Here is a 22,037-nt window from a genome sequence, read left to right as displayed (position 1 = left end):
ACAATGTAAGTGAAATATAAAAGAGATTTTGGGAATGTGGTGGAAACTTTGCTAGATAGACACGTTAAACTTATCAAGCTACTACTACTAAATAGTGAAAGTTATTTAAACGGGAATGAAATAGCTGACTATTTAAGTGTTTCTAATCGAACTGTAAGAAACGACATCAAATACATAAATAGCGAAATAATTGAAGATGTCATCATGAGTGTTAAAGGTCGTGGATATACATTAAATAAGGAACTGTATAGCACAAGTGAGCTTGAAAAAATACTAGAACAATACGCGGAAAAGAATGGGCAAATACTTATAAAGTTGGCTTATCAATTACTGATGTATAAACAATCTGTGACACTAGATCAATTGGCACAAGATTTTATGATAAGTAAAAATGAACTGATCGATCATATGACACAAATTCAATCTTGGTGTGAGTCTTATGATATTTCAGTCGACCTCGTCAAAAGAAAAGGTGTGACCATTAACGGCAATGAAATGGATATACGAAATGCGATTCTTCATTTGAATCAACTTTCTACTAATAATGTTAAAGTAGAAGATTTTATCCTTCATGAAATTCCGAAAGCGCATAGCCAGTTAATAATGCACATTATGGAACAACATTTAAACGATTATGGCATCCAAACTTCTCATGTGCATATACGACAATTACTTGTACACCTTATTATCATTTTTAAAAGAATTCATAAATCAAATGAAAAATGGGATATTAACGAAGAAGCACTCGTCATTTCCCGGGCAATCATTCAAAATATCAACGAACAGTTAAAATACAATTTAAGTGATGAAACTGCAAAATTATTTTCATTCTTTATTAGCTATTACTTTGATAAATATGATCTTGGGTTTAAACATATATTTATTCAAAGCTATATAGATAGATTAATACATCAAATGAATTCAACAGTTGGTATCGACTTCTCACAAGATCAATTGCTCCGTGAAAATGTTTATTCTCATTTTAGTAGAACTTATTTACGCATTGTGAAAAACATCTATATCAATAATCCGCTTACTGAAGATATTAAACGACAATACCCTTTTGTGTTTAATGCTTTATATGAAACAGTTAGTCATCTTGAAGCAGATGCACAACTTAATTTAAGTGAAGATGAAATAGCTTTTTTAGCATTACATTTCCAATCTTCAATAGATAGAAATGTTCAAGAGCATTTCAACATCGTCATTACATGTTATTACGGCCTCGGAATTTCAAGTTTATTAGAAGCTAGAATTCAAAAGCTTAACGACAAAATTAATATTACAGATACGATTAAACTTGAAGATGTGCCCCACTATCAATTTTCTAATATAGACATACTCGTCACGACACATGAAATTGATGTTACACACGTTCCTGATTCAGTAGAGGTCATTCAAGTTTCTCCGTTATTTTCTGAAGACGATGCATATAAAATCCAAACCATTTTAAATCAAAAACAAAATCCTATTTTAAAGAAAGACGCACTATCACCTATTGAATTTGTAACGTATCCAATTCAAAAAAACATCTCAACAACAGTCGATATTTTTGAACAAACGCAAATTATATTAGAAAATCAACATGCTATAACGAGTGGATATATAGAGAGTGCTTTAGAACGCGAAAAATTCTCTTCTACTTATATAGGTAACGGGATTGCTATACCACACGGTGATCCAACACGCGTTCTTAAATCTCATGTACTCATGTTTAGGCATCGCAAAAAGTTACCTTGGAAGCAACATAAAGTCCAACTCGTTTTCTTTTTAGCAATTGCAGAAAAGGATGCCCAAGTTATGAAAAAAATCATTCATAGTATCGCTGCTTTAACTGAACACGATGTTGATCAATTATTAAAACTTGATGATGAACAATTCAAAAATAAAATCATTCAGCACTTCAAAGAATAATTGCCACTACTAACGGCAATTTTTCTTTTTTATACACCAATGAATGCGTTTACAATTAAATCAAGAAGGAGATGACGTTATGAAAATTTTAGCAATAACATCTTGTCCAAACGGGATAGCACATACTTACATGGCTCAGGAAAAATTAGAGCAAGCTGCTAAAGAAATGGACATAGATATAAAAGTAGAAACACAAGGTGGTGTCGGTGCTGAAAATGTACTTACATCAAAAGAAATTAGAGAAGCAGATGGCATCATTATCGCTGCAGATAGACAAGTCGATTTATCACGTTTTGACGGGAAACGATTAATTAATGAAAGTGTTAGAGAGGGTATTCATAATCCTAAACTATTAATTCAACGTATCATTGATCAAGATGCGCATATACACCATGAAAAAAATGGTAATAAACATACACATGATGAAGATGAACAAAAGAGCGGTCTACAAATGGTTTACCAACATTTAATGAACGGTGTATCGTTTATGGTTCCATTTATCGTAGTCGGTGGTTTATTAATGGCTATAGCATTAACATTAGGCGGGAACACTACACCTGAAGGGTTAAAAATTCCTGAAGATTCGTTTTGGAAATCTATCGAAAATATCGGTAGCTTAGCATTTAGTTTCATGGTGCCTATACTAGCTGGTTATATTGCAGTCAGTATTGCTGATAAACCCGGGTTAGTTCCAGGTATGATTGGTGGTGCAATTGCTGCTGATGGAAGTTTCTATGGTAGTGAAGCAGGCGCAGGATTTTTAGGTGGTATTGTGGCTGGTTTCCTAGCAGGTTATATTGCAAAATGGATTAAAAATATCAAAATTCCAAAAGCAATGGCACCTATAATGCCAATCATTATTATTCCTATCATCTCTTCAATATTAGTAGGACTTATCTTCATATTCGTTATCGGGGCACCAATTGCAAGCATTTTTGAAGGATTAACAACATGGTTAAAAGGCATGCAAGGTGCAAATAGTATCATCTTAGCCTTAATTATCGGCGCAATGATTGCATTCGATATGGGCGGACCTGTAAATAAAGTCGCGTTCCTATTTGGTTCAGCACTAATTGCTGAAGGTAATTACGCAGTTATGGGTATGGTAGCAGTAGCTGTATGTACACCTCCAATCGGACTGGGACTTGCCACTTTTATTAATAAACGCAAATTTAATAAAGGTGAAATTGAAATGGGTAAAGCCTCATTCACAATGGGACTTTTCGGTATTACAGAAGGTGCCATTCCATTCGCAGCTCAAGATCCACTACGTATTATCCCATCTAACATGATAGGTGCAATGGTTGCTGCCGTTATAGCATCTATAGGTGGAGTTGGAGACCGAGTAGCTCATGGTGGACCAATTGTAGCTGTCTTAGGTGGAATAGATCAAGTAATATGGTTTTTCATAGCCGTTATAGTCGGAAGTATCGTAACGATGCTTGTGGCATTACTTTTAAAGAAAAAAGAAACAGCAGTATCCCCAGCTGATATAGATGATTCAGACAGTGGTATTACATCGTCATTTATGGGTATCGATGAGAATGATGAAAAAGATCAAACCACTTCAAACGTTGAAACTCAAAATTCAGAAACAGAAGAATTTAAAGTATTTGATAAAAATGTTATTACAATAGAAAACAGCAACATTTCAAGAGATGAAGCAATCGACAAACTTATTCTAAATTTAAAACAACACAACTATATTGATGACGAAGAAATTTTGAAAGAAGCCGTACTTAAACGCGAATCAGAATCAACAACTGCAATAGGCATGAACGTAGCCATCCCACACGCTAAATCAAATGTCGTCAAACAACCAGTAGTAGCAGTCTTAAACAATAAAAGCGGTGTGGAATGGGAAAGCTTAGATGATACACAACCAAAAATCATCTTCCTAATAGCCGTACCAAATGATAGCAGTGACACACACTTGAAACTATTGCAAAGACTATCACGTACACTCATGGACGATGAAACACGAGAAACATTAATAAACGCAGAAAGCACTGAAGAAATATATCGCATCTTGAAAGAAATATAGAATAGATAAAAATTCCTGGAACAGAGAATTGAACTGACCCCAATTTGTGGGAATAAAATAAAAAACGCTTTCGTTGAATTCATATCAAAATGAATTAATACGGAGGTGTTTTTTCTATGAAAAGAGTCACATATTCAGATATGTCTTGGATTAACTTTGGAATAAACTCACGACTTGAGCAATGTCTTGGATTAACTTCGGACTTAACTCACGACTTAAGCGATGTCTTGGATTAACTTCGGACTTAACTCACGACTTCCACCCTGTCTCGCCTTCTCTCACTCCGATTATATTTCTGGATATCTGCGTTTATATAAGTATACTTTGTATACTTATATAAAGCTGTTTAAAATAGGCAGTGTTAATAAGGTATTATCAACTAATATAAACTTGACATCATTTGTTAAAAACTATACATTGAAAGTAATTAAATAGATGCACTAGGGGTGTTTTAAACTGAGATGAGTATTTACTCAAACCCTTTGAACCTGAACTAGTTAATACTAGCGTAGGAAAGTGTTTGTGAAATGAATTTTAAGGGATGAATATGCCTTTTTATAAATGTTTTCTAATTTTACACAACTTTCTTACGGGAAGGTTGTGTATTTTTTTATTTAAATTTTGTATAGGAGTGATTTAAATGGTTAAAACAGTACTAGTTACAGGAAGTAGTAGAGGATTGGGTGCCACAATTGCACGCACATTGGCATCTGAAGGTTATCAAGTCGTCATCAATTACAATAGTAGCAAAGAACAAGCTGAAAACCTTGTAGCTGAAATCGGTCATGAACAAGCTATTGCTATTAAAGCAGACGTTACAAATCGTCAAGAAGTTGATCATTTAATAACAGAGAGCACGAAGCACTTTGGACAAATAGATGTCGTTGTTAATAATGCGCTCGTTAATTTCAAATTTGATCCTGTGCAACAAAAAGCTTTTGCTGACCTTTCTTGGGAAGATTATCAACAACAAATAGACGGCACTTTAAAAGCTGCTTTTAATATTGTACAAAGTGTTGCTCCACAATTTATAGAAAGAAAACAAGGTGCTGTTATAAGTATTGGAACTAACCTATTCCAAAATCCAGTCGTACCATATCATGAGTATACAACTGCAAAAGCTGGTTTAATTGGTTTTACACGAAATATTGCAGCGGAATTAGGACAATATGGTGTGACAGCAAACGTTGTATCGGGTGGATTGCTGAAAACAACGGATGCGAGTTCAGTGACGACACCAGAAGTTTTCGATTTAATCGCTCAATCTACACCACTAAAAAAAGTAACGACACCACAAGACGTTGCCAATATGGTGAGCTTCTTAGCTTCTGATAAAGCTAAAGGTATTACAGGTCAGAATTATACAGTAGATGGTGGTTTGACGATGAACTAGAATTTCAAACTATATAAGGAGAATATGAATGAGCAATTTCAAGAACGAGCAACTTAATATCGGTGTTTTATTATATGGGTGTGGACATCATCAAGCTGCATGGCTGATGGAAGATTCATCTATCGAACAAATTGGAGATATTTCATATTATCAATCGTTAGCACAACTCTCAGAAAATGGATTGTTAGACGCTGTATTCTTTGCTGATAACCAGTCTTTTCCTGCAAAGTCAGACAGTGAACTCCCTGCATTTTGGTTAGATCCAATCATAAATTTAACAGCAATATCACAAGTGACGCATCATATTGGATTAGTCTCAACAATATCCAGCTCATTTTCGAATCCATATACTGTCGCGCGACAACTTTTAACGCTTGATCATGCTACAAACGGTCGCGTCGGTTGGAATTTAGTCACTTCTATGTCCGATTTAGAAGCACAGAACCATAGCATGGAGGCTTTGCCATCACATGACAAAAGATATCAAAAAGCTAATGAATTTGCTGAATTAATGGATAAACTGTTCACATCTTGGCAAAAAGAGCATTTCATACACGATCGCGACAATAATCAACTCATTAAACATGATCAGATTAAACCTTTTAACCATTCAGGAGAACATTTCCAAGTAAATGGACCTTTATCAACGCCAAGTAGTCCACAAGGTAAACCTGTCGCTATGCAAGCTGGCGCTTCTAAGCAAGGTATAGCATTAGCAGTTAAACATGCAGATGCCGTCTATTCTGTATCTTGGAACATAAAACAAGCAAAAGCTTACAGAGCAAAATTAAACGACGCGATACAACAAAGTAGCACGCCGAATAAATATATTAAAGTCTTTCCTGGATTAGTGACTTATGTTGCAGAAACACGTGAAGCGGCTTTATTAAAAAAAGAAAAGTTAGATAAACGTCTCCCGATTGAAAATGCTATAAAACAACTGAGCACATTCGTAAGGCAAGATTGTACGAAATGGGCATTGGACGAACTAGTGCCAGCGTTGCCTCCAGTTGAAGCATTCGACGGTCCTGTAGGAAGATACGAAACGATTTTAGAAATTATAGAAGACACTCAACCTACTGTGAGAGAATTATTAGGATATCTCAATGCAGGCGGTGGACATCTCACTTTAATTGGGACACCTGTAGAAATAGTAGACGAGATGGAACGTTGGTTTAAATTAGGTGTAGCAGATGGCTTTAATTTAATGCCACCTACACTGCCTTATAGTTTAGAAGATTTTGTAGAGTTCATCGTCCCAGAATTACAACGACGTGGTCTTTATCGAGAAGCATACTTCGGCCACACCTTTAAAGAACATCTCAATATAAATTAGAAAATAATATGAGATAAATAAATGACGATCACTACTGATATCGAACTGAATAGCGTAGACATAAAGACAAGCTCAGCAGCCAACTCAGGATAATTGTCATATTCTTGCGCAATGACCGAACTGTTAACAGAAGTTGGCATCGCTGAAGCGATAAATAAAGTTTGCGCAATAATACCATCTAGACCCATGCACTTTATAATCACAAGAGCAATCGCAGGCCCTACTACTAGCCTTATAAATATATAAATATAAGAAGATGACCATTTAAAGTTGAGCTTAATATTCGCAATTTGCGCGCCCAATAATATTAAAGCGACCGCAATCATGGCATCAGACAAATAACTTACAGTTGTCCACATGAATTCAGGAATCGGAATATGGTTGTAGTTTAAGATGATGGCTAATAAAAGCGCATAAATAATTGGCATCTTAAAATAATTCAGCAGCGCTTTAAGTTTACCTAATTGAACTGATTGAATCGCAAAGACACCATAAGTAAAGGTAAAGACATTTTGCAAAGTTAACACGATTACTTGCGCAGACATTGCAAGTGGATCACTTTTAAATACAATATCATTTAAAGGTGCACCGTAATTACCCGAGTTAAAAAAGAGCACGCTGTTCGTTAAAGTCGTCTCTTTACCTTTATCTAAATTTTGCATTTTGGCCAAGACAAACGCAACAATATAAAGCATTACTATGTATATAATAAAGAAAATGACGATAGAAAATAATAAATTGACAGCTAAGTCAGCCTTATAGAACTTCGCAAAAATAAATCCAGGCACAAACACATTAATATTTAACTTAGCTAACGTTCTTAAATCTAATTTAACACGCTTTTGCAAAACATAACCTAATGCCGTCATCAAAAAAATAGGCACAACTACAGTTAGTAGAATATTGAATATTTCAGCCAAAAAGGCACCCCCATTTCAAGCAAGATATGTTATCGATTACATTTTATCATAACATTCTTCATAACTTGTTGGGGGTGTGTTTTTGTATGAATTTATTTAATAAAAATATACTTAGACATTCCTAAAATAATAAAGTTATTAGAAATAATATACTTTGTGATGTAACATGCGTCATTATATGAGCGACCATGGCACATTCTAAATAGTATTTATAGTATAAAAACCCATAAATAGTACTAGCAATCATATTTAACGTCATTACTTTGATTATAGAAATTGTAATATCGCTATTTGATACTAAAAGCATGGCTGGTAAGTGACCTAATGAAAAAATAAGTGATGATATTAGAATCGATATAATATATACAAATTTAGATTCTCTTTTAGTTATTTTGATTAAAGAATAACTAATTAAAGTCATTAATCCAAATCTTATAATAATTTCTTCTAGAACACCCCCATAGCTAACTCCCCCTAATAATTCTATAAAAGAATTTTCAAGCAAATTCTTGTTCTGTATAAATACATTAGATATCCATTCCCCAATTACTAGAATGAAACCTATAAAAACACCACTCAAAACACTAATCATTAATGTTTTTTTTAATTTTCCTTTTTGATATATTACAGATTTTAATTTAGTTTTCTGATGTAAAAAATGACCCAAAGTCAAACCGACTAAACTTAATATCAACGGATTTATCATGGATAAAAGCGTTAATTGGTATACCGAAAAATGAGAATGAACTTTCATTATTTCTAACTTCTCCATCACTAAGTGGCGTAACATTGGAATGCTTAATAATAAACAAGATAAGATAATCAAGATATAAATTAAGTATGCTTTAAAATTTTTATTCATGCTGAACAGCTCCCATATATAATATAGGTGAAACTATATTATATGACGTCGCGTAATAATCAATACATAAATCTAACTCTTTAAAAGATACTTCATAATACTATTCTGAAAAATGATTTTGTTAGCTCTAAGAGTTACCAATTTCATTATATTTTTCGTTTGTTCTTTTAAGTATATGCTCTATGTTGCAAGACTGATCAAACAAGCAACATAGAAAGCTTGTATGTTGCAAGACTCACTAAACAAGCAACATAGAACGCCTGTATGTTGCAAGACTCACTAAACAAGCAACATTCAGAGCCTGACTCCACTTCCACCACACACATCAACCTCATCCAATTAATAAAGTGTATATTTAACATTAAGTAATCATTTTTCACACAACCAAAAATTATATAGTTTTCGAATTTTTTTGTAAATTCTGTTTATTTTATTGAAATATGTTTTCATTCGTACTATCATTTAGTTTAATATGTTTTTTTAATATTGTTTTTTATATATAGAAGGAGAGTCAATCATGAGTGAAAATAGCAATCTTGTTACTTCAACACAGAATATTATTGAAGAAGCTTTATATAAACTAGGTTATGATGAAGGTCTTTATGAGCTCATTAAAGAGCCGGCTAGATTTTTAAAGGTTCGTATTCCAGTAAAAATGGATGATGGTTCGGTAAAAACTTTTACAGGTTATCGTTCTCAACATAATAGTTCGGTCGGACCTACTAAGGGCGGCATTCGTTTCCACCCTGATGTCGATGAGAATGAAGTGAAAGCTTTATCTATGTGGATGACCTTAAAGTGTGGCATCGTTAATTTACCTTATGGCGGTGGTAAAGGCGCAATTCAATGTGATCCTCATAACATGAGTAAGACGGAACTTGAAAGATTATCTAGAGGTTACGTAAGAGCAGTATCTCAAATTGTCGGACCTACTAAAGATATTCCAGCACCAGATGTGTATACGGATGCTCAAGTTATGGCATGGATGATGGATGAATATAGTTTAATGCATAAAGTAAATGCACCAAACTTCATTACAGGTAAGCCTCTTGCTTTAGGTGGTTCACTTGGTCGTGAACAAGCGACAGCTTTAGGTGCTGTCATCACAATTGAAGAAGCTGCTAAACGTAAAAATATTAATATTGAAGGATCACGTGTTGTCATCCAAGGTTTTGGTAATGCTGGTAGCTTTATCGCTAAAATCTTACATGATAAAGGTGCAAAAATTATCTGTATTTCAGAAAGTCGTGGCGCATTATATGATCCTGAAGGTTTAGATATTGATCATTTATTAGAGCTACGTAAAGAGCATGGCAGAATCACACCTTTATTTGATAACCTCATTCCAAATAGCGAGTTGTTTGGGCTAGATTGTGACATTTTAGTACCTGCTGCTTTAGCTAATCAAATCACTGCTCAGAATGCTGGAGATATTAAAGCTAGCATTGTAGCTGAAGCTGCAAACGGCCCTACTACTCAAGAAGCTACACGTATCTTAACTGAAAACGGCGTGTTGTTAATTCCTGACGTATTAGCAAGCGCCGGCGGTGTTACCGTGTCATACTTTGAGTGGGTGCAAAACAATCAAGGTCTTTATTGGACTGAAGAAGTAATCAATGATTTATTGAAAGAAAAATTAGTTGAAGCTTTTGATAAAGTCTATGAAATATCTCAGAATAGAAATTTAGATATGAGATTATCTGCCTATGTCGTTGGTGTTAGACGTACAGCTGAAGCAACACGTTTCAGAGGTTGGGCATAGCATTATAAATAAAGAGGTTGGCACATAAATCCCAACTTAAAATAAATCACCCAATCCGTTAGAATCATTTTCGGATTGGGTGTTTTTATAATTTATTCAAAATAATGATGTTCTTTTAGAAACTTTTCAGCAATAATTGCAGGTTCTTCTTTTTTACCATCAGCTTTGAAATTCAGTTCTTGCATTTTTTTAGTAGACACTTTGCCAATTAATTTTTCGATAGATTTTTTAGCTTTAGGATTATCTTTCAAATATTCATTTGTTGCTAAAGGACTTGCATCATATGGTGGGAAGAAATGACGATCATCTTCTAACGTCACTAAATCATAGGCGGAAATTCTACCATCTGTCGTATAACCAAGTGCTACATCGATACTTTTATTCTTCAAGGCATCATATACGAGTCCAATCTGCATTGTTCTTATATTTTCAAATTCAAATCCGTAAGCTTTCGCGAACGCTGGATAACCATCACCTTTACGTTTAATCCATGTTGCATCACTTGCTACTCTGAGTTTGTCTCTATGTTTCTTTAGATCTGATACTTTTTTTAAATTGTATTTTTCTGCCGTTTCTTTCGTTACGGTAAAAGCAAAAGTATTTTCAAAGCCATATGAATCAAAAAATGTTTGATTAAATTTATTTTCAAAGCCTGTTTTAACTGCTTTTTCGGCTTTTTTAGTATTTGTAATAGGTTCCAAACCAAGTGCACCTACTAAATCAGTACCTGTATATCTCGTAGCTGATATTTGAGCATCGTCATTTAAAATCGCATTGTGTTCAATAGCTGCAGAACCTAAATTGTTTACAATGACGGGTTTAATTTCTTCATTTGTATCATGCTCAATTTGTAGTCTAATCATATGGGCCATAATTTGAGACTCGCTTGTTGCGAGCGCTGTTATTTTAACAGTTTCTGACGATGCCCCGCCTAACCCAGGTAAAGAACAGCCACTTAACAATAATGTACAAATTATAATTAAAGTAAATTCTTTAAGTTTGATAACAGTTCCCCTCCATAAGCTTTATATTTATATAGTAGTGACTCTTATATTACCATAAAAAATTTAACGCCAATTACAGTCTGTATAACGGGCAGTCTAAAGGGTGTCTTGATTTATATTGTTTAGTTTATATTCAATATGACAACTGCTATAATGTGAATGAGATAAAAATAAATCATTAAACATATAGATGCACGGAGGATAAATGAATGGACGACTCATTAAGAAGTAGAAGAAAGAATGAACATATTCAATTAGCTTTAGATACTTATCAATCAGCAGGTACTGATTTTGATAAAGTACAGTTAATACATCAATCCATTCCTTCAATAAATAAAAACCAAATCGACTTATCTGCAACATTTCCTCACTTCACTTTTAAATACCCTTTATATATCAATGCAATGACAGGTGGAAGTGAAAGAGCAGCAGCAATTAACAAGGCATTAGCACAAATAGCGAAAGCTTGTGATATTCCAATGGCAGTCGGTTCAACACATTCAGCTTTAAAAGATTCTAACGCTGAAGCAAGTTTCACAGTTGTTCGAGATGAGAATCCAGATGGCATCATTTTAAGTAATGTTGGCGCAGATATTGAATATGCAAAAGCAAAAAGATCAATTGAATTACTAAATGCAGACGCTTTGCAAATTCATGTTAATGCCCCACAAGAATTAATCATGCCTGAAGGTGATACTCAGTTTGAAAATTGGTTAACAAACATCCAAGAAATCCAAGCGCATATTGATATCCCTGTCATTATTAAAGAAGTAGGTTTTGGCATGAGTGCCGAAACGATTCAAAAAGTTAAAGACATCGGTATTCAATATGTAGATGTAAGTGGTCGAGGCGGTACTAACTTTGCCGATATCGAGAACCAAAGAAGACCATTGAAAGACATGGCATTCTTAAATCAATGGGGACAAAGCACTGTACAAAGTTTACTCGAAGCTAAATTATTAAATACAGACATGCATATACTAGCAAGCGGTGGCGTGAAAAACCCACTTGATGCAATCAAATCATTAGTATTAGGCGCAGAAGCAGTCGGTCTTTCAGGATATGTACTTAAATATTTAGATGAATACGGCGTAGAAGAAACAATTGAACATATGAAGCAATTCATTGAACAAATGCACGTCATAGCAAACTTGCTCAACGCATCAAACGTATCAGACTTGAGATCAGTCGGCTATGTGTTGGCACCTGAATTACAAAATTACGTAGAGCAACGCTCAAAAATTATAAATCCCGAGTAATATGAAGCAGCTTTTTCTTAATGGGGAAAGCTGCTTTCCGTTTGTGAGATATTGAGGAAGTTCAGACTAAAATAGCGCCACCCCTCAAAATTAAACGAAAATCTATCTATATATCTTACGAAACTAACCTGCTCATTCCAAAAACTCCTATCTCTATCTCGCTTTATATCAGACTTTTTTACGATATAATATTCATTTTCAATGTAGGATATAAAGTGATAATATTAAACATATATATGAACCGCATCTTTAAAGTGCACACACGCTTTTTTTATAAAATAAAAATTAAAGGAGAGCTGAATATGAGCAATCAAGATATACCATCTTTATATTATACTGAAGCTTCGAAAAGTGCTGTTCCACTCCTTGCAAGTGAACAACATTTACAAACTGTTACTGCGGAGCCTTGGCTAAAAATTTCTGACGAAGGTCTTCAATTAGAAGGCTTATGTTTTGATAGAAATCACAACCTTTTTTTATGTGAAGTTTTTGGTGGAACAATATTCCGCGTAGACTTACCTGAGAAAAAAGTAAATACTGTATTCAAATCTGAGAAAACAAACCCGGCTTCTGTTAAAATACATAAAGATGGGCGCTTATATTTGTCTTACTTAGGTGATTTCAAAAATTCTGGTGGTGTTATATCCACAGATGCTGATGGCAGAAACCCTCAAAATATTGTTTCAGATATTGATACTGAATATTGTGTAGATGATTTAGTTTTTGATCGTAAAGGCGGATTCTATTTCACTGATTTTAGAGGGTACTCAACTAATCCTCTTGGTGGTGTTTATTATGTATCACCTGATCATCAAACGATTACACCTATCATTCAAAATATTGCTGTAGCAAATGGTATTGCTTTAAGCACAGATGAGCGTGTGCTTTGGGTTACTGAAACAAACGCGAATAGATTACACCGTATTTCTTTAGAAGAAGATGGTGTTACGATTGAACCATTTGGTGCTTCTATTCCTTATCATTTTACTGGCCATGAAGGTCCTGACTCTTGCTGTATAGACAGTGATGACAACCTTTATGTCGCAATGTATGGTCAAGGTAGAGTACTTGTTTTTAACAAAAGTGGTTATCCAATTGGACAAATATTAATGCCAGGTCGAGATCGAGGTCATATGCTAAGATCTACACACCCTGCTTTCATTCCAGGAACTGATCAATTGATTATTTGTGCAAATGATATAGAACGTGGTGGCGATTCTTGGTTATTTACGGCAAAAGGCTTCGCAAAAGGACATAATAGTTATCAATTTCATTAAAAATGCAATTATTATATAATAATTAGTTAAAGTTTTTGAATATATCGTGACAGAGCTTTATAATAATAAAGTGTTGTTTAACAAAAAATAAAATAGGAAATATTAAAGGTGATTGAAGATATGGCACAAATAGGATATGGGGAAGCAAATGGGAAAGTGATTTTAATAGGAGAGCATGCTGTTACTTTTGGACAACCAGCAATAGCTATTCCATTTACAACAGGTAAAGTGAAGGTAACAATCGCGTCACTTAGTGAAGGTGCGCCTTCATACATCAATAGTGATGTATATGAAGGTACGTTACAACAAGCACCTGAACATATTAAAGCTGTTACGACTCGTTTTATCGAAAAACATCATATAGAAGACTCTATAAATGTTACTTTTGAAACGAATCTTCCCCCTTCAAGAGGATTAGGTTCCAGTGCTGCTATGGCTATCGCCTTTGTAAGAGCAAGTTATGATTATATAAACAAGCCTCTTTCTGACGAGTTGTTAATAGAAGAAGCGAATTGGGCAGAACAAATCGCTCATGGCAAACCGAGTGGCATTGATACACAAACGATTGTTTCTAATAAGCCTGTTTGGTTCCATCAAGGCAAAGTTACAACTTTAAAACCTTTATCATTAAATGGTTATATGGTTGTAATAGACACTGGTGTTCGAGGTTCTACAAAGAAAGCAGTCGAAGATGTCCATCAACTATGTAATCATGACGAGCATTATATGCGATATATTGAACATATTGGCAATCTCGTATATGAAGCAAACAAAGCAATTGAACAGCATGATTTCAACCAATTAGCGCATGTGTTTGAGCTTGCTCAAGATAATTTACGTAAGCTTACTGTCAGTCATGACAATATCGAATCATTGCTTGAAATCAGCAAAACACAAGGTGCAACTGCTGGTAAACTGACTGGTGGCGGACGCGGCGGTAGTATGATTGTACTCGCACAAAACCTTGAAATCGCTGAAAAAATAGCGACAAATGCTGAAAAATTCGGTGCACATCATACTTGGATTGAAAAATTAGGAGGTTAACGAGATTGAATATTAGTGGCAAAGCCCGTGCTCACACAAATATTGCATTAATTAAATATTGGGGAAAAGCCAATGAAGACTTAATCATTCCCATGAATAATAGCTTATCCGTTACACTAGATAAATTTTATACAGAAACAAAAGTGACATTTAGTCCTGAGTATACGAAAGACACTTTAATTTTAAATGGACAAGAAGTTAACGAAGAACAAGCTAAGAAAATTTATAAATTTATGGATATCGTAAGAGAGCGTGGTAATACGTCATTACACGCATACATCGATAGCGTGAATTATGTACCTACCGCTGCCGGACTTGCTTCTTCAGCAAGCGCATATGCAGCCTTAGCAGCAGCTTGCAACGAAGCGCTTGATTTAAACATGTCTGATACAGATTTATCAAGATTAGCACGCAGAGGTTCTGGTTCTGCTTCTAGAAGTATTTTTGGTGGATTTGCTGAGTGGGAAAAAGGATATGATGATAAAACATCATATGCGCATTCAATTGATGCACAAAATTGGGAAGACGACTTATCTATGATTTTTGTCGTAATCAATAACCAATCCAAAAAAGTCTCTAGTCGTTCTGGTATGTCTCATACACGCGATACATCTCGATTCTATCAATATTGGTTAGATCATGTAGATGAAGATATTGCATCTGTAAAGCAAGCAATTAAACAGAAAGACTTCAAACATTTAGGCGAAGTCATAGAAGAAAATGGATTGCGTATGCACGCTACAAATTTAGGTGCCCAACCTCCTTTTTCTTATTTAGTACCTGAAAGTTATGAAGTTATGGAAATTGTCCATCAATGTAGAAAAGCCGGATTCCCTTGCTATTTTACAATGGATGCTGGACCAAATGTTAAAATTTTAGTTGAAAAGAAAAACCAACAATTTATACTAGACGCTTTACTTAAATCTTTTAATAAAGAACAAGTTATTGCGAGTGATATTACACACACAGGAATTGAAATTATTGAATAAGGAAGAGATAAAATGATTCAAGTCAAAGCGCCAGGAAAGCTGTATATTGCTGGAGAATATGCAGTAACAGAGCCTGGATATAAATCTGTATTAATCGCAGTTGACCGATTTGTAACGGCCACTGTAGAAGATACTCATTCAACTTCAGGGTTTATCCATTCTAAGACTTTACATCATGAACCGATTACTTTTAAAAGAGAACAAGATAAAATAATCATTTCTGATACAGATGCAGCAGATCAACTTAAATATATTACACAGGCTATCGAAGTCTTTGAGCAATATGCAAAAAGTTCAAATGTCACTTTAAGACATTATAACCTTACAATAGATAGTAACCTAGATGATGCATCAGGACATAAATACGGATTAGGCTCTAGCGCCGCTGTATTAGTATCCGTCATTAAAGCCTTAAATGAATTTTACAATATGCAATTATCCAATTTATACATTTATAAATTAGCCGTTATCGCAAACATGAAATTACAAAGCTTAAGTTCTTGTGGCGATATAGCCGTTAGTGTTTACACAGGTTGGTTAGTCTATAGTACATTTGATCATGATTGGGTCAAACAACAAATCGAAGAAACATCTGTCCTGGAAGTCCTTTATAAAAACTGGCCAGGTCTACACATAGAACCACTACAAGCACCAGAACATATGGAAGTACTAATCGGATGGACAGGTTCACCAGCCTCTTCACACCATTTAGTAAGTGAAGTTAAACGACTGAAAGCCGACCCAACAATATATGGACAGTTTCTTGATCAATCACAAACATTTGTTGAGCAACTTATCAAAGCCTTCAAAACGAACAATATTAAAGGTGTACAAGAAACAATTAGAAAAAATCGCACAGTCATACAATACTTAGACTCATTCGCTACAATAGACATCGAGACACAACATTTAAAAAAACTATGTGATATCGGTGAAAAATACGGCGGAGCAAGTAAAACATCCGGCGCTGGCGGCGGAGACTGCGGTATCACCATCGTTGAAAATGATAAAAACAAAAGCAAAATATATGAAGAATGGTCAAATAACGACATCAAACCACTCAACTTCAGTATTTACCACGGACAATGAAATAAAGAATTGAATATAAAGAACCCCGTTGCACAACAAATACGTTGAGCAACGGGGATTTTTTTATGTTGTAAAGTAATTAAGAGGTAGCTGGACTCAATATTAAGTTATACAAAAGATAGCAAGGGGAAATTTTGGTTATGTCTTGGATTAACTCAATACTTAACTCACGACTTGGGCATTTTCTTGGATTAACTTCGGACTTTACTCACGACTTACGCTATGTCTTGGATTAACTTCAGAATTAACTCACGACTTCGGCTATGTCTTGGATTAACTTCGGACTTAACTCACGACTTGGGCTATGTCTTGGATTAACTTCGGACTTAACTCACGACTTCGGCTATGTCTTGGATTAACTCCAGAATTAACTCACGACTTGGGCATTTTCTTGGAATAACTTCAGACTTAACTCACGACTTGGGCTATGTCTTGGATTAACTTCGGACTTAACTCACGACTTGGGCATTTTCTTGGATTAACTCCAGAATTAACTCACGACTTCGACAATGTCTTGGATTAACTTCAGACTTAACTCACGACTTTACCCTTTTCTCCTACGACTTGAATTCTAGGAGTTGTCTTTTACCACCTTATACAAAATCCAAGCACAGTCACTTTTTACGCCTCTGCTTCATTTATATTTATTTATTAACGATTGTGGGATATGACAATAATCATCTGGACATTTGTCTAGTCTGTCTTGATGTTCTTCTGCACTTTTTACATAATTCGTTAATGGCATCACTTCAACCACAATTTTCTCAGCATCGTTTCTATTTTTAATAAATTGACGTGCTGCTTCTAAATGCTCTGAATTCTCACTATAAACGCCTGTTCTATATTTTAAGCCAACATCGACACCTTGTTTGTTCAAGCTATATGGATCAATAACCTCAAATAAGTACCCCATCAAATCATTAACTGTTACAACTTCAGGATTAAAGACCGTCTTTACACACTCGGCATAACCATCATACTCGCCTGCTCTATTATGACTACTACCATTCGCTCTACCCGCTTCAGTTTCAATCACTCCAGGTAAAGTCTTCACGAAAGCTTGTACACCCCATAAACAACCGCCTGCTAAATATATCGTTTCCATACATTACGCTCCTAAAAATAAGTTATGCCCATTATACAAGAAAACACCGTAAGTACATTGGATTTTCAATTATTATGTTAAAATACAATAAACTCAATTCCCACAAAAATTAAATCCTGGAGATACCGTTTCAGATTAAATTGAACAACGAGGTGTAACATGAAATTAATATCATATAATGACTCATACTATAAACATATCAAAGACTTTCAGATTAATGCTTCCCAATTACAATTCACTATCGCACCACTAGATAATATTAGATTAGCAAAACAAAACCCCAACAGACATTGCATATTGGGGCTTTCCGAACAAAATGATTTAGTTGTATTTTTTGTCTTACATGAAGACAGTGAATTTACGAATTACTTTTCTACAACACCAGAAACAACTATATTTGTAAGATCATTATCTACAGATGAACGTCATTTAAGACAAGGTTATGCTAAAAAAAGTTTAGCACTACTAGATACATATCTATTAGAGCATATGCCCCATATTAAGCACATTGCCCTACTTGTAGATAAACCAAATCAAATCGCCTACAAACTATACATTAGTCTAGGGTTTAAAGACGTCGGCGTAGAAGTAAACAACGATGGAGATATGCAGTTATTAATGGAGAAAAGTATATAAAAATCACCCATTCCTTAACTGTTTCTTAACTATTATTAAATAACTTTTAAATGCCGATTTTTTGGATTTTTTTATATTATAATCAACTCATCAAACGAAATGGAGATGATTATATGAATTTCAAAAAATTAATTCCTGTTACTTTATCGGCTGTTATTTTAGGTTTTGGAGCAGTCAGTGTCACTGAAGCGAATCATGCTAATGCGAGAACTTATTCTCAAAATGGTATCACATTACACGATGATGCTCGTTTACTTTTCCACACTACGGAAGATTTAGCAGTGCTTTTAAATAAACATACAGACCCTTTAACTAAAACTCAACTTATTCATTATTTTAAATCATTAGGTTTTAAAAATGTAGGACAAGTTATCAAAACTGCCGAGAAACAAAACATAGATGTTTCAGCTTTTTATAAATACAGAAATCATAAAGGTTGGAAGTAATGATTTTGTAAAGTGTATTCCTCAGAATCAAAAATATAAAAATCACCCAATCCGTTAATACAATTTCGGATTGGGTGATTTATTTTGAGAAAGTGATTGATGCCTAAGCGCTTATTTAAATCCTTCTATAAATGTTACTTTATCTATTGAACCTGCGTGTGCTAATTGATGTCTTAATCTGCTATTTCTCATAGCTTCATTATTATCTAGTTCTTTTAAAGTTTCTATTAGTTCAGCATATTTTTCTAATGAAAATTGATTTTCTGTGGCAATATAATTTTCATTATGCAGTGTTTCTATATATCCTAACACGAGCAATTGATAATCAAATGCGCTTTTAACTGCATCCAAAATTTCATTTCCTTTGTTAATATCTAAATATATATCGCATTTTTGATATAAAGAAAGAATTTTATCTTTTGGAGCGTTAGGAAATAGCATGACGTTCTCATGACTATTTAGTTTCATCAATTTTTGTGACATCTCTGTTAAAGCTACAATATGAAATTGGTATTGTGGAAGACTATTCACCATCTCTTCTAGATGAGGAATTTGATCAGAGTTTGTTAATGTTAAAACATTATGGGATTGTTGGTTCTGACCTACAAAATCATATACATAACCTGATTTCAAAATTCGATTTTTATGTTCTTCTTCTACTAGCTCAGATAAGTGATTAAATTCATGTTCACTTGGCGCTATAATATGACAACTTCGCATTTTTTTAGATAACATCAACTTCATATTTCCAGGTATCGTATCTCCTGTTTTCTCTTGCCAAAACAAATAATCATTACCTTCAACTTTTAAGTCGTGTAGCACTGCACAAGATATAGATAATGAATTTATTAAAAAACTGTCCATGGAAATATTAGCTACTTTCAAATAAAAGATGACAAACTGAACTTTTGAATGAAAAATATATTCCTTGTCACGCCATTTTAAAATGATATCATTTGTTATAAAATTCTCAGTTATAATTTCTTGATTTTTATCATTGAACCAGCGCTTGATAATTCTTCTTTGATTATCATCCACTAACAATTGAGCATATTTCAAACCGTTCTTATTATAATAGTCGATTACTTGTGTCTTTCCATTTTTATTTAACCACTCTATTCTTTCAACTATTCTAAAACTAAAATTCTTTTTATAAATAATTCTACCTTTCGTTTCCCCCATATGTTTAACTTGTGCTGAATTATTGCTACCTTCAATCTCCCAATATCTTGGAATCATCACTTGATTGAAAAATAAAGGATCTGATGAATGATTACTGTTACACGCAAAAAATTGATAAGGCGTTAGTACATTTGAAGGTAAAAATCCATCTTCTTCAATCACGATTGTTTCATTGTCCATACCAACATTTTTAAATGTCTTATAAAGTACTTTAGTTTTTGTGTCGAATGATTCAAAAAGATTAATCATGTAGCACCTCTTTAATTAAAACAAACCATCTTTGTTTTATATTTTCTGTTTTAAAAGTTTCAGCGATTTCATAAGAACGTTTATGATAAGCTGCATGATCATTATTGAAAAATTGTATAATGGCATCAGCTAAATTTTCTACAATTTGTTGTTCAGATTGTTTGGTTATATTTATAGGTATTAAATGACCATTTTCGTCATGAACGATAAAAGTTGTATTACCATAATCAACTTCAAATCCAATCATTCCTAACCCTGATCCTATTGCCTCCATTAGCGTTAAACCAAATCCTTCACTAGTAGAACCGGATAAAAACAATTCATACTCAGCATATACTTCTTTCAAATCCACGTGACCTAAAAGTGATATATATGGATTCGCTTCTTTTTCATCGATTAATTTTTGTAAAGCAGTTCTTTGTCCGCCTTCACCATAAATATCAAATTCGAGCTTCGGAATAGTTTGCTTTGCAGTTACAACTGCTTTAATGAGCCAATCAATGTGTTTTTCAGCAGCTAATCTCGAAGCTGTAATAATTGAATAAGGACGTCTATTTAATGGATTAATAATCTCATCAATGCTACCAACAGGAATTGTATATATTATTGGATTAGTATGATAATATTTCTTAAATTGGTCACTCAACACTTCTTTTTGTCGATCCGTTGCTGCAATATAAAAATCAATTTCATTTGAATTTGAAAATACATATTCATAATGACTATTCCATAAAACATTTTCTTCTGTAGTCGAATTTTCACTATAATGTTCGGCATGAATCACGATACCTAATTTAGATTCACCTTTATTTTGAATGATAGGTTGAGCAAATCCTTTAGAACGATCAACAATTACGATATCGTTTGAAGACAATTGAAGTAAATTCATAAAATAAGCTACAAATTCTTGCTTAGAATATAAAATTTTGTCCTTAAACATATATAAATTACTATTATTATTAATGTACTCATTATAAGCAATTGAACCATCTTCATTGTAAAATTGTCTCATATATACCTTTGCTTGATTTTCATGAGGCGCATAATACTCAGAAAAAACTCTAGTATAAGAATAAAAATCTTTCCTAATTAATTTACCTCTCGAAACAAATTCAGCTCTATCGACAAATGGCTTGCCTTGTTCCTTTAAATAGCAAAGAATATAAGTTTGATCTACGTCATTGAACAGTTTAACCTTTTTCTTATCTTCTACTTGATGTGTGACATCCATATCCAGTGTTTCGATTAAATCATTCACAGTATAAGAAGTTGGTGCAATTTTTATATCAGTAAAATATTGGTAAAGCCAAATAATTTCATCGTCATTAAATCCTAAATGACTCGTTAAAGTCTGAATATTTTCTTGTGCAAAAAAGTCTAAAAATATAAATTTCACACGTTCACTTTGCTCTCTTAACATCTTCGCCCTATATAATTGCGCATACTCAACGCCACTACTTGCCCAGCCAATACCATAATTAATATTATAAATTGTCATAAAAAGCTCCTTCTCTACATTTACACAT

General features: G+C 33.9%; 17 protein-coding genes, 2 pseudogenes and 1 riboswitch. Of the genes and pseudogenes, 13 read left to right on the top strand and 6 right to left on the bottom strand.

Annotated elements, in window-relative coordinates; genetic code table 11:
- Positions 1–9 precede the first annotated feature (9 nt).
- From LQ598_RS09750 to LQ598_RS09735, 5 genes and pseudogenes are all read left to right on the top strand, one after another.
- Positions 10–1,914, top strand: a complete 1,905-nt coding sequence (locus tag LQ598_RS09750; protein ID WP_345773319.1) for a BglG family transcription antiterminator — start codon at positions 10–12, stop codon at positions 1,912–1,914.
- Between the two features lie 79 nt (positions 1,915–1,993).
- Positions 1,994–3,377 (top strand): annotated as a pseudogene (locus LQ598_RS09745) (PTS fructose transporter subunit IIC); the annotation flags it as partial.
- A gap of 143 nt (positions 3,378–3,520) precedes the next feature.
- A pseudogene (locus LQ598_RS13945) lies at positions 3,521–3,958 on the top strand (PTS sugar transporter subunit IIA); the annotation flags it as partial.
- A gap of 432 nt (positions 3,959–4,390) precedes the next feature.
- A riboswitch (TPP riboswitch) is annotated at positions 4,391–4,490 on the top strand.
- Between the two features lie 108 nt (positions 4,491–4,598).
- Positions 4,599–5,351 (top strand): 3-oxoacyl-ACP reductase, encoded by a 753-nt coding sequence (locus LQ598_RS09740; RefSeq protein WP_107536464.1) that lies wholly within the window; start codon positions 4,599–4,601, stop codon positions 5,349–5,351.
- A gap of 28 nt (positions 5,352–5,379) precedes the next feature.
- On the top strand, positions 5,380–6,687 hold the full coding sequence (locus LQ598_RS09735) for an NtaA/DmoA family FMN-dependent monooxygenase (RefSeq protein ID WP_103322601.1): 1,308 nt from the start codon (positions 5,380–5,382) through the stop codon (positions 6,685–6,687).
- Here LQ598_RS09735 and LQ598_RS09730 read toward each other — a convergent pair.
- Complete coding sequence (locus LQ598_RS09730; RefSeq protein ID WP_103322600.1) at positions 6,684–7,607, bottom strand: AEC family transporter; 924 nt, start codon at positions 7,605–7,607, stop codon at positions 6,684–6,686. The two genes, LQ598_RS09735 and LQ598_RS09730, sit on opposite strands and share 4 nt — an antisense overlap.
- A 121-nt stretch (positions 7,608–7,728) precedes the next feature.
- A complete protein-coding gene (locus tag LQ598_RS09725; RefSeq protein ID WP_107536465.1) occupies positions 7,729–8,469 on the bottom strand; it encodes a CPBP family glutamic-type intramembrane protease in 741 nt (246 codons plus the stop codon).
- Positions 8,470–8,986: 517 nt separating this feature from the next.
- On the opposite strand from LQ598_RS09725, the gene LQ598_RS09720 reads away from it, so the two are divergent.
- Entirely contained in the window at positions 8,987–10,231 is a 1,245-nt protein-coding gene (locus LQ598_RS09720) for a Glu/Leu/Phe/Val family dehydrogenase (protein ID WP_103322598.1), read from the top strand.
- Between the two features lie 92 nt (positions 10,232–10,323).
- Here the strand turns inward: LQ598_RS09720 and LQ598_RS09715 are convergent, their stop codons facing one another.
- Positions 10,324–11,193: an osmoprotectant ABC transporter substrate-binding protein gene (locus LQ598_RS09715; protein ID WP_226908905.1), complete on the bottom strand. Its 870-nt coding sequence runs from the start codon at positions 11,191–11,193 to the stop codon at positions 10,324–10,326.
- A 251-nt stretch (positions 11,194–11,444) separates the two neighbouring features.
- Between LQ598_RS09715 and fni the strand changes: the two genes are divergently transcribed.
- The 5 genes from fni (at position 11,445) to LQ598_RS09690 (ending at position 16,893) form a co-directional block, all read left to right on the top strand.
- Positions 11,445–12,494 carry a type 2 isopentenyl-diphosphate Delta-isomerase gene (fni, locus tag LQ598_RS09710; protein WP_239745462.1) on the top strand — a complete coding sequence of 350 codons (1,050 nt, stop codon included), beginning with the start codon at positions 11,445–11,447 and terminating at the stop codon, positions 12,492–12,494.
- Between the two features lie 302 nt (positions 12,495–12,796).
- Entirely contained in the window at positions 12,797–13,771 is a 975-nt protein-coding gene (locus LQ598_RS09705) for an SMP-30/gluconolactonase/LRE family protein (RefSeq protein WP_239745461.1), read from the top strand.
- Positions 13,772–13,891: 120 nt separating this feature from the next.
- Positions 13,892–14,815 carry a mevalonate kinase gene (gene mvk / locus LQ598_RS09700; RefSeq protein ID WP_239745460.1) on the top strand — a complete coding sequence of 308 codons (924 nt, stop codon included), beginning with the start codon at positions 13,892–13,894 and terminating at the stop codon, positions 14,813–14,815.
- A 5-nt stretch (positions 14,816–14,820) separates the two neighbouring features.
- Positions 14,821–15,804 (top strand): diphosphomevalonate decarboxylase, encoded by a 984-nt coding sequence (gene mvaD / locus LQ598_RS09695; RefSeq protein WP_103322593.1) that lies wholly within the window; start codon positions 14,821–14,823, stop codon positions 15,802–15,804.
- Positions 15,805–15,816: 12 nt separating this feature from the next.
- Positions 15,817–16,893, top strand: coding sequence for a phosphomevalonate kinase (locus LQ598_RS09690; protein ID WP_103322592.1), 1,077 nt, complete (start codon positions 15,817–15,819; stop codon positions 16,891–16,893).
- A gap of 634 nt (positions 16,894–17,527) precedes the next feature.
- Here LQ598_RS09690 and LQ598_RS09685 read toward each other — a convergent pair.
- Positions 17,528–17,998 (bottom strand): peptide-methionine (S)-S-oxide reductase, encoded by a 471-nt coding sequence (locus LQ598_RS09685; protein ID WP_103322246.1) that lies wholly within the window; start codon positions 17,996–17,998, stop codon positions 17,528–17,530.
- A 159-nt stretch (positions 17,999–18,157) separates the two neighbouring features.
- Here LQ598_RS09685 and LQ598_RS09680 point away from each other — a divergent pair, with 159 nt between their 5' ends.
- Both LQ598_RS09680 and spn read left to right on the top strand, forming a co-directional pair.
- Positions 18,158–18,634, top strand: a complete 477-nt coding sequence (locus tag LQ598_RS09680) for a GNAT family N-acetyltransferase (protein ID WP_103322247.1) — start codon at positions 18,158–18,160, stop codon at positions 18,632–18,634.
- 113 nt (positions 18,635–18,747) lie between these two features.
- Positions 18,748–19,080, top strand: a complete 333-nt coding sequence (gene spn, locus LQ598_RS09675) for an SPIN family peroxidase inhibitor (RefSeq protein WP_239745459.1) — start codon at positions 18,748–18,750, stop codon at positions 19,078–19,080.
- Positions 19,081–19,191: 111 nt separating this feature from the next.
- Here spn and gtfB read toward each other — a convergent pair whose 3' ends face one another.
- Positions 19,192–20,511, bottom strand: coding sequence for an accessory Sec system glycosylation chaperone GtfB (gtfB, locus tag LQ598_RS09670; protein WP_103322249.1), 1,320 nt, complete (start codon positions 20,509–20,511; stop codon positions 19,192–19,194).
- Positions 20,504–22,009 carry an accessory Sec system glycosyltransferase GtfA gene (gene gtfA, locus LQ598_RS09665; RefSeq protein WP_239745458.1) on the bottom strand — a complete coding sequence of 502 codons (1,506 nt, stop codon included), beginning with the start codon at positions 22,007–22,009 and terminating at the stop codon, positions 20,504–20,506. The genes gtfB and gtfA overlap by 8 nt, the downstream gene beginning before the upstream one ends.
- Positions 22,010–22,037 lie beyond the last annotated feature (28 nt).

Source organism: Mammaliicoccus sp. F-M27, from assembly GCF_022387115.1.
Lineage (GTDB): Bacteria > Bacillota > Bacilli > Staphylococcales > Staphylococcaceae > Mammaliicoccus > Mammaliicoccus vitulinus.
The sequence above is the reverse complement of the archived record's forward strand: the minus strand, read 5'-3'. Positions and strand labels throughout refer to the sequence as shown.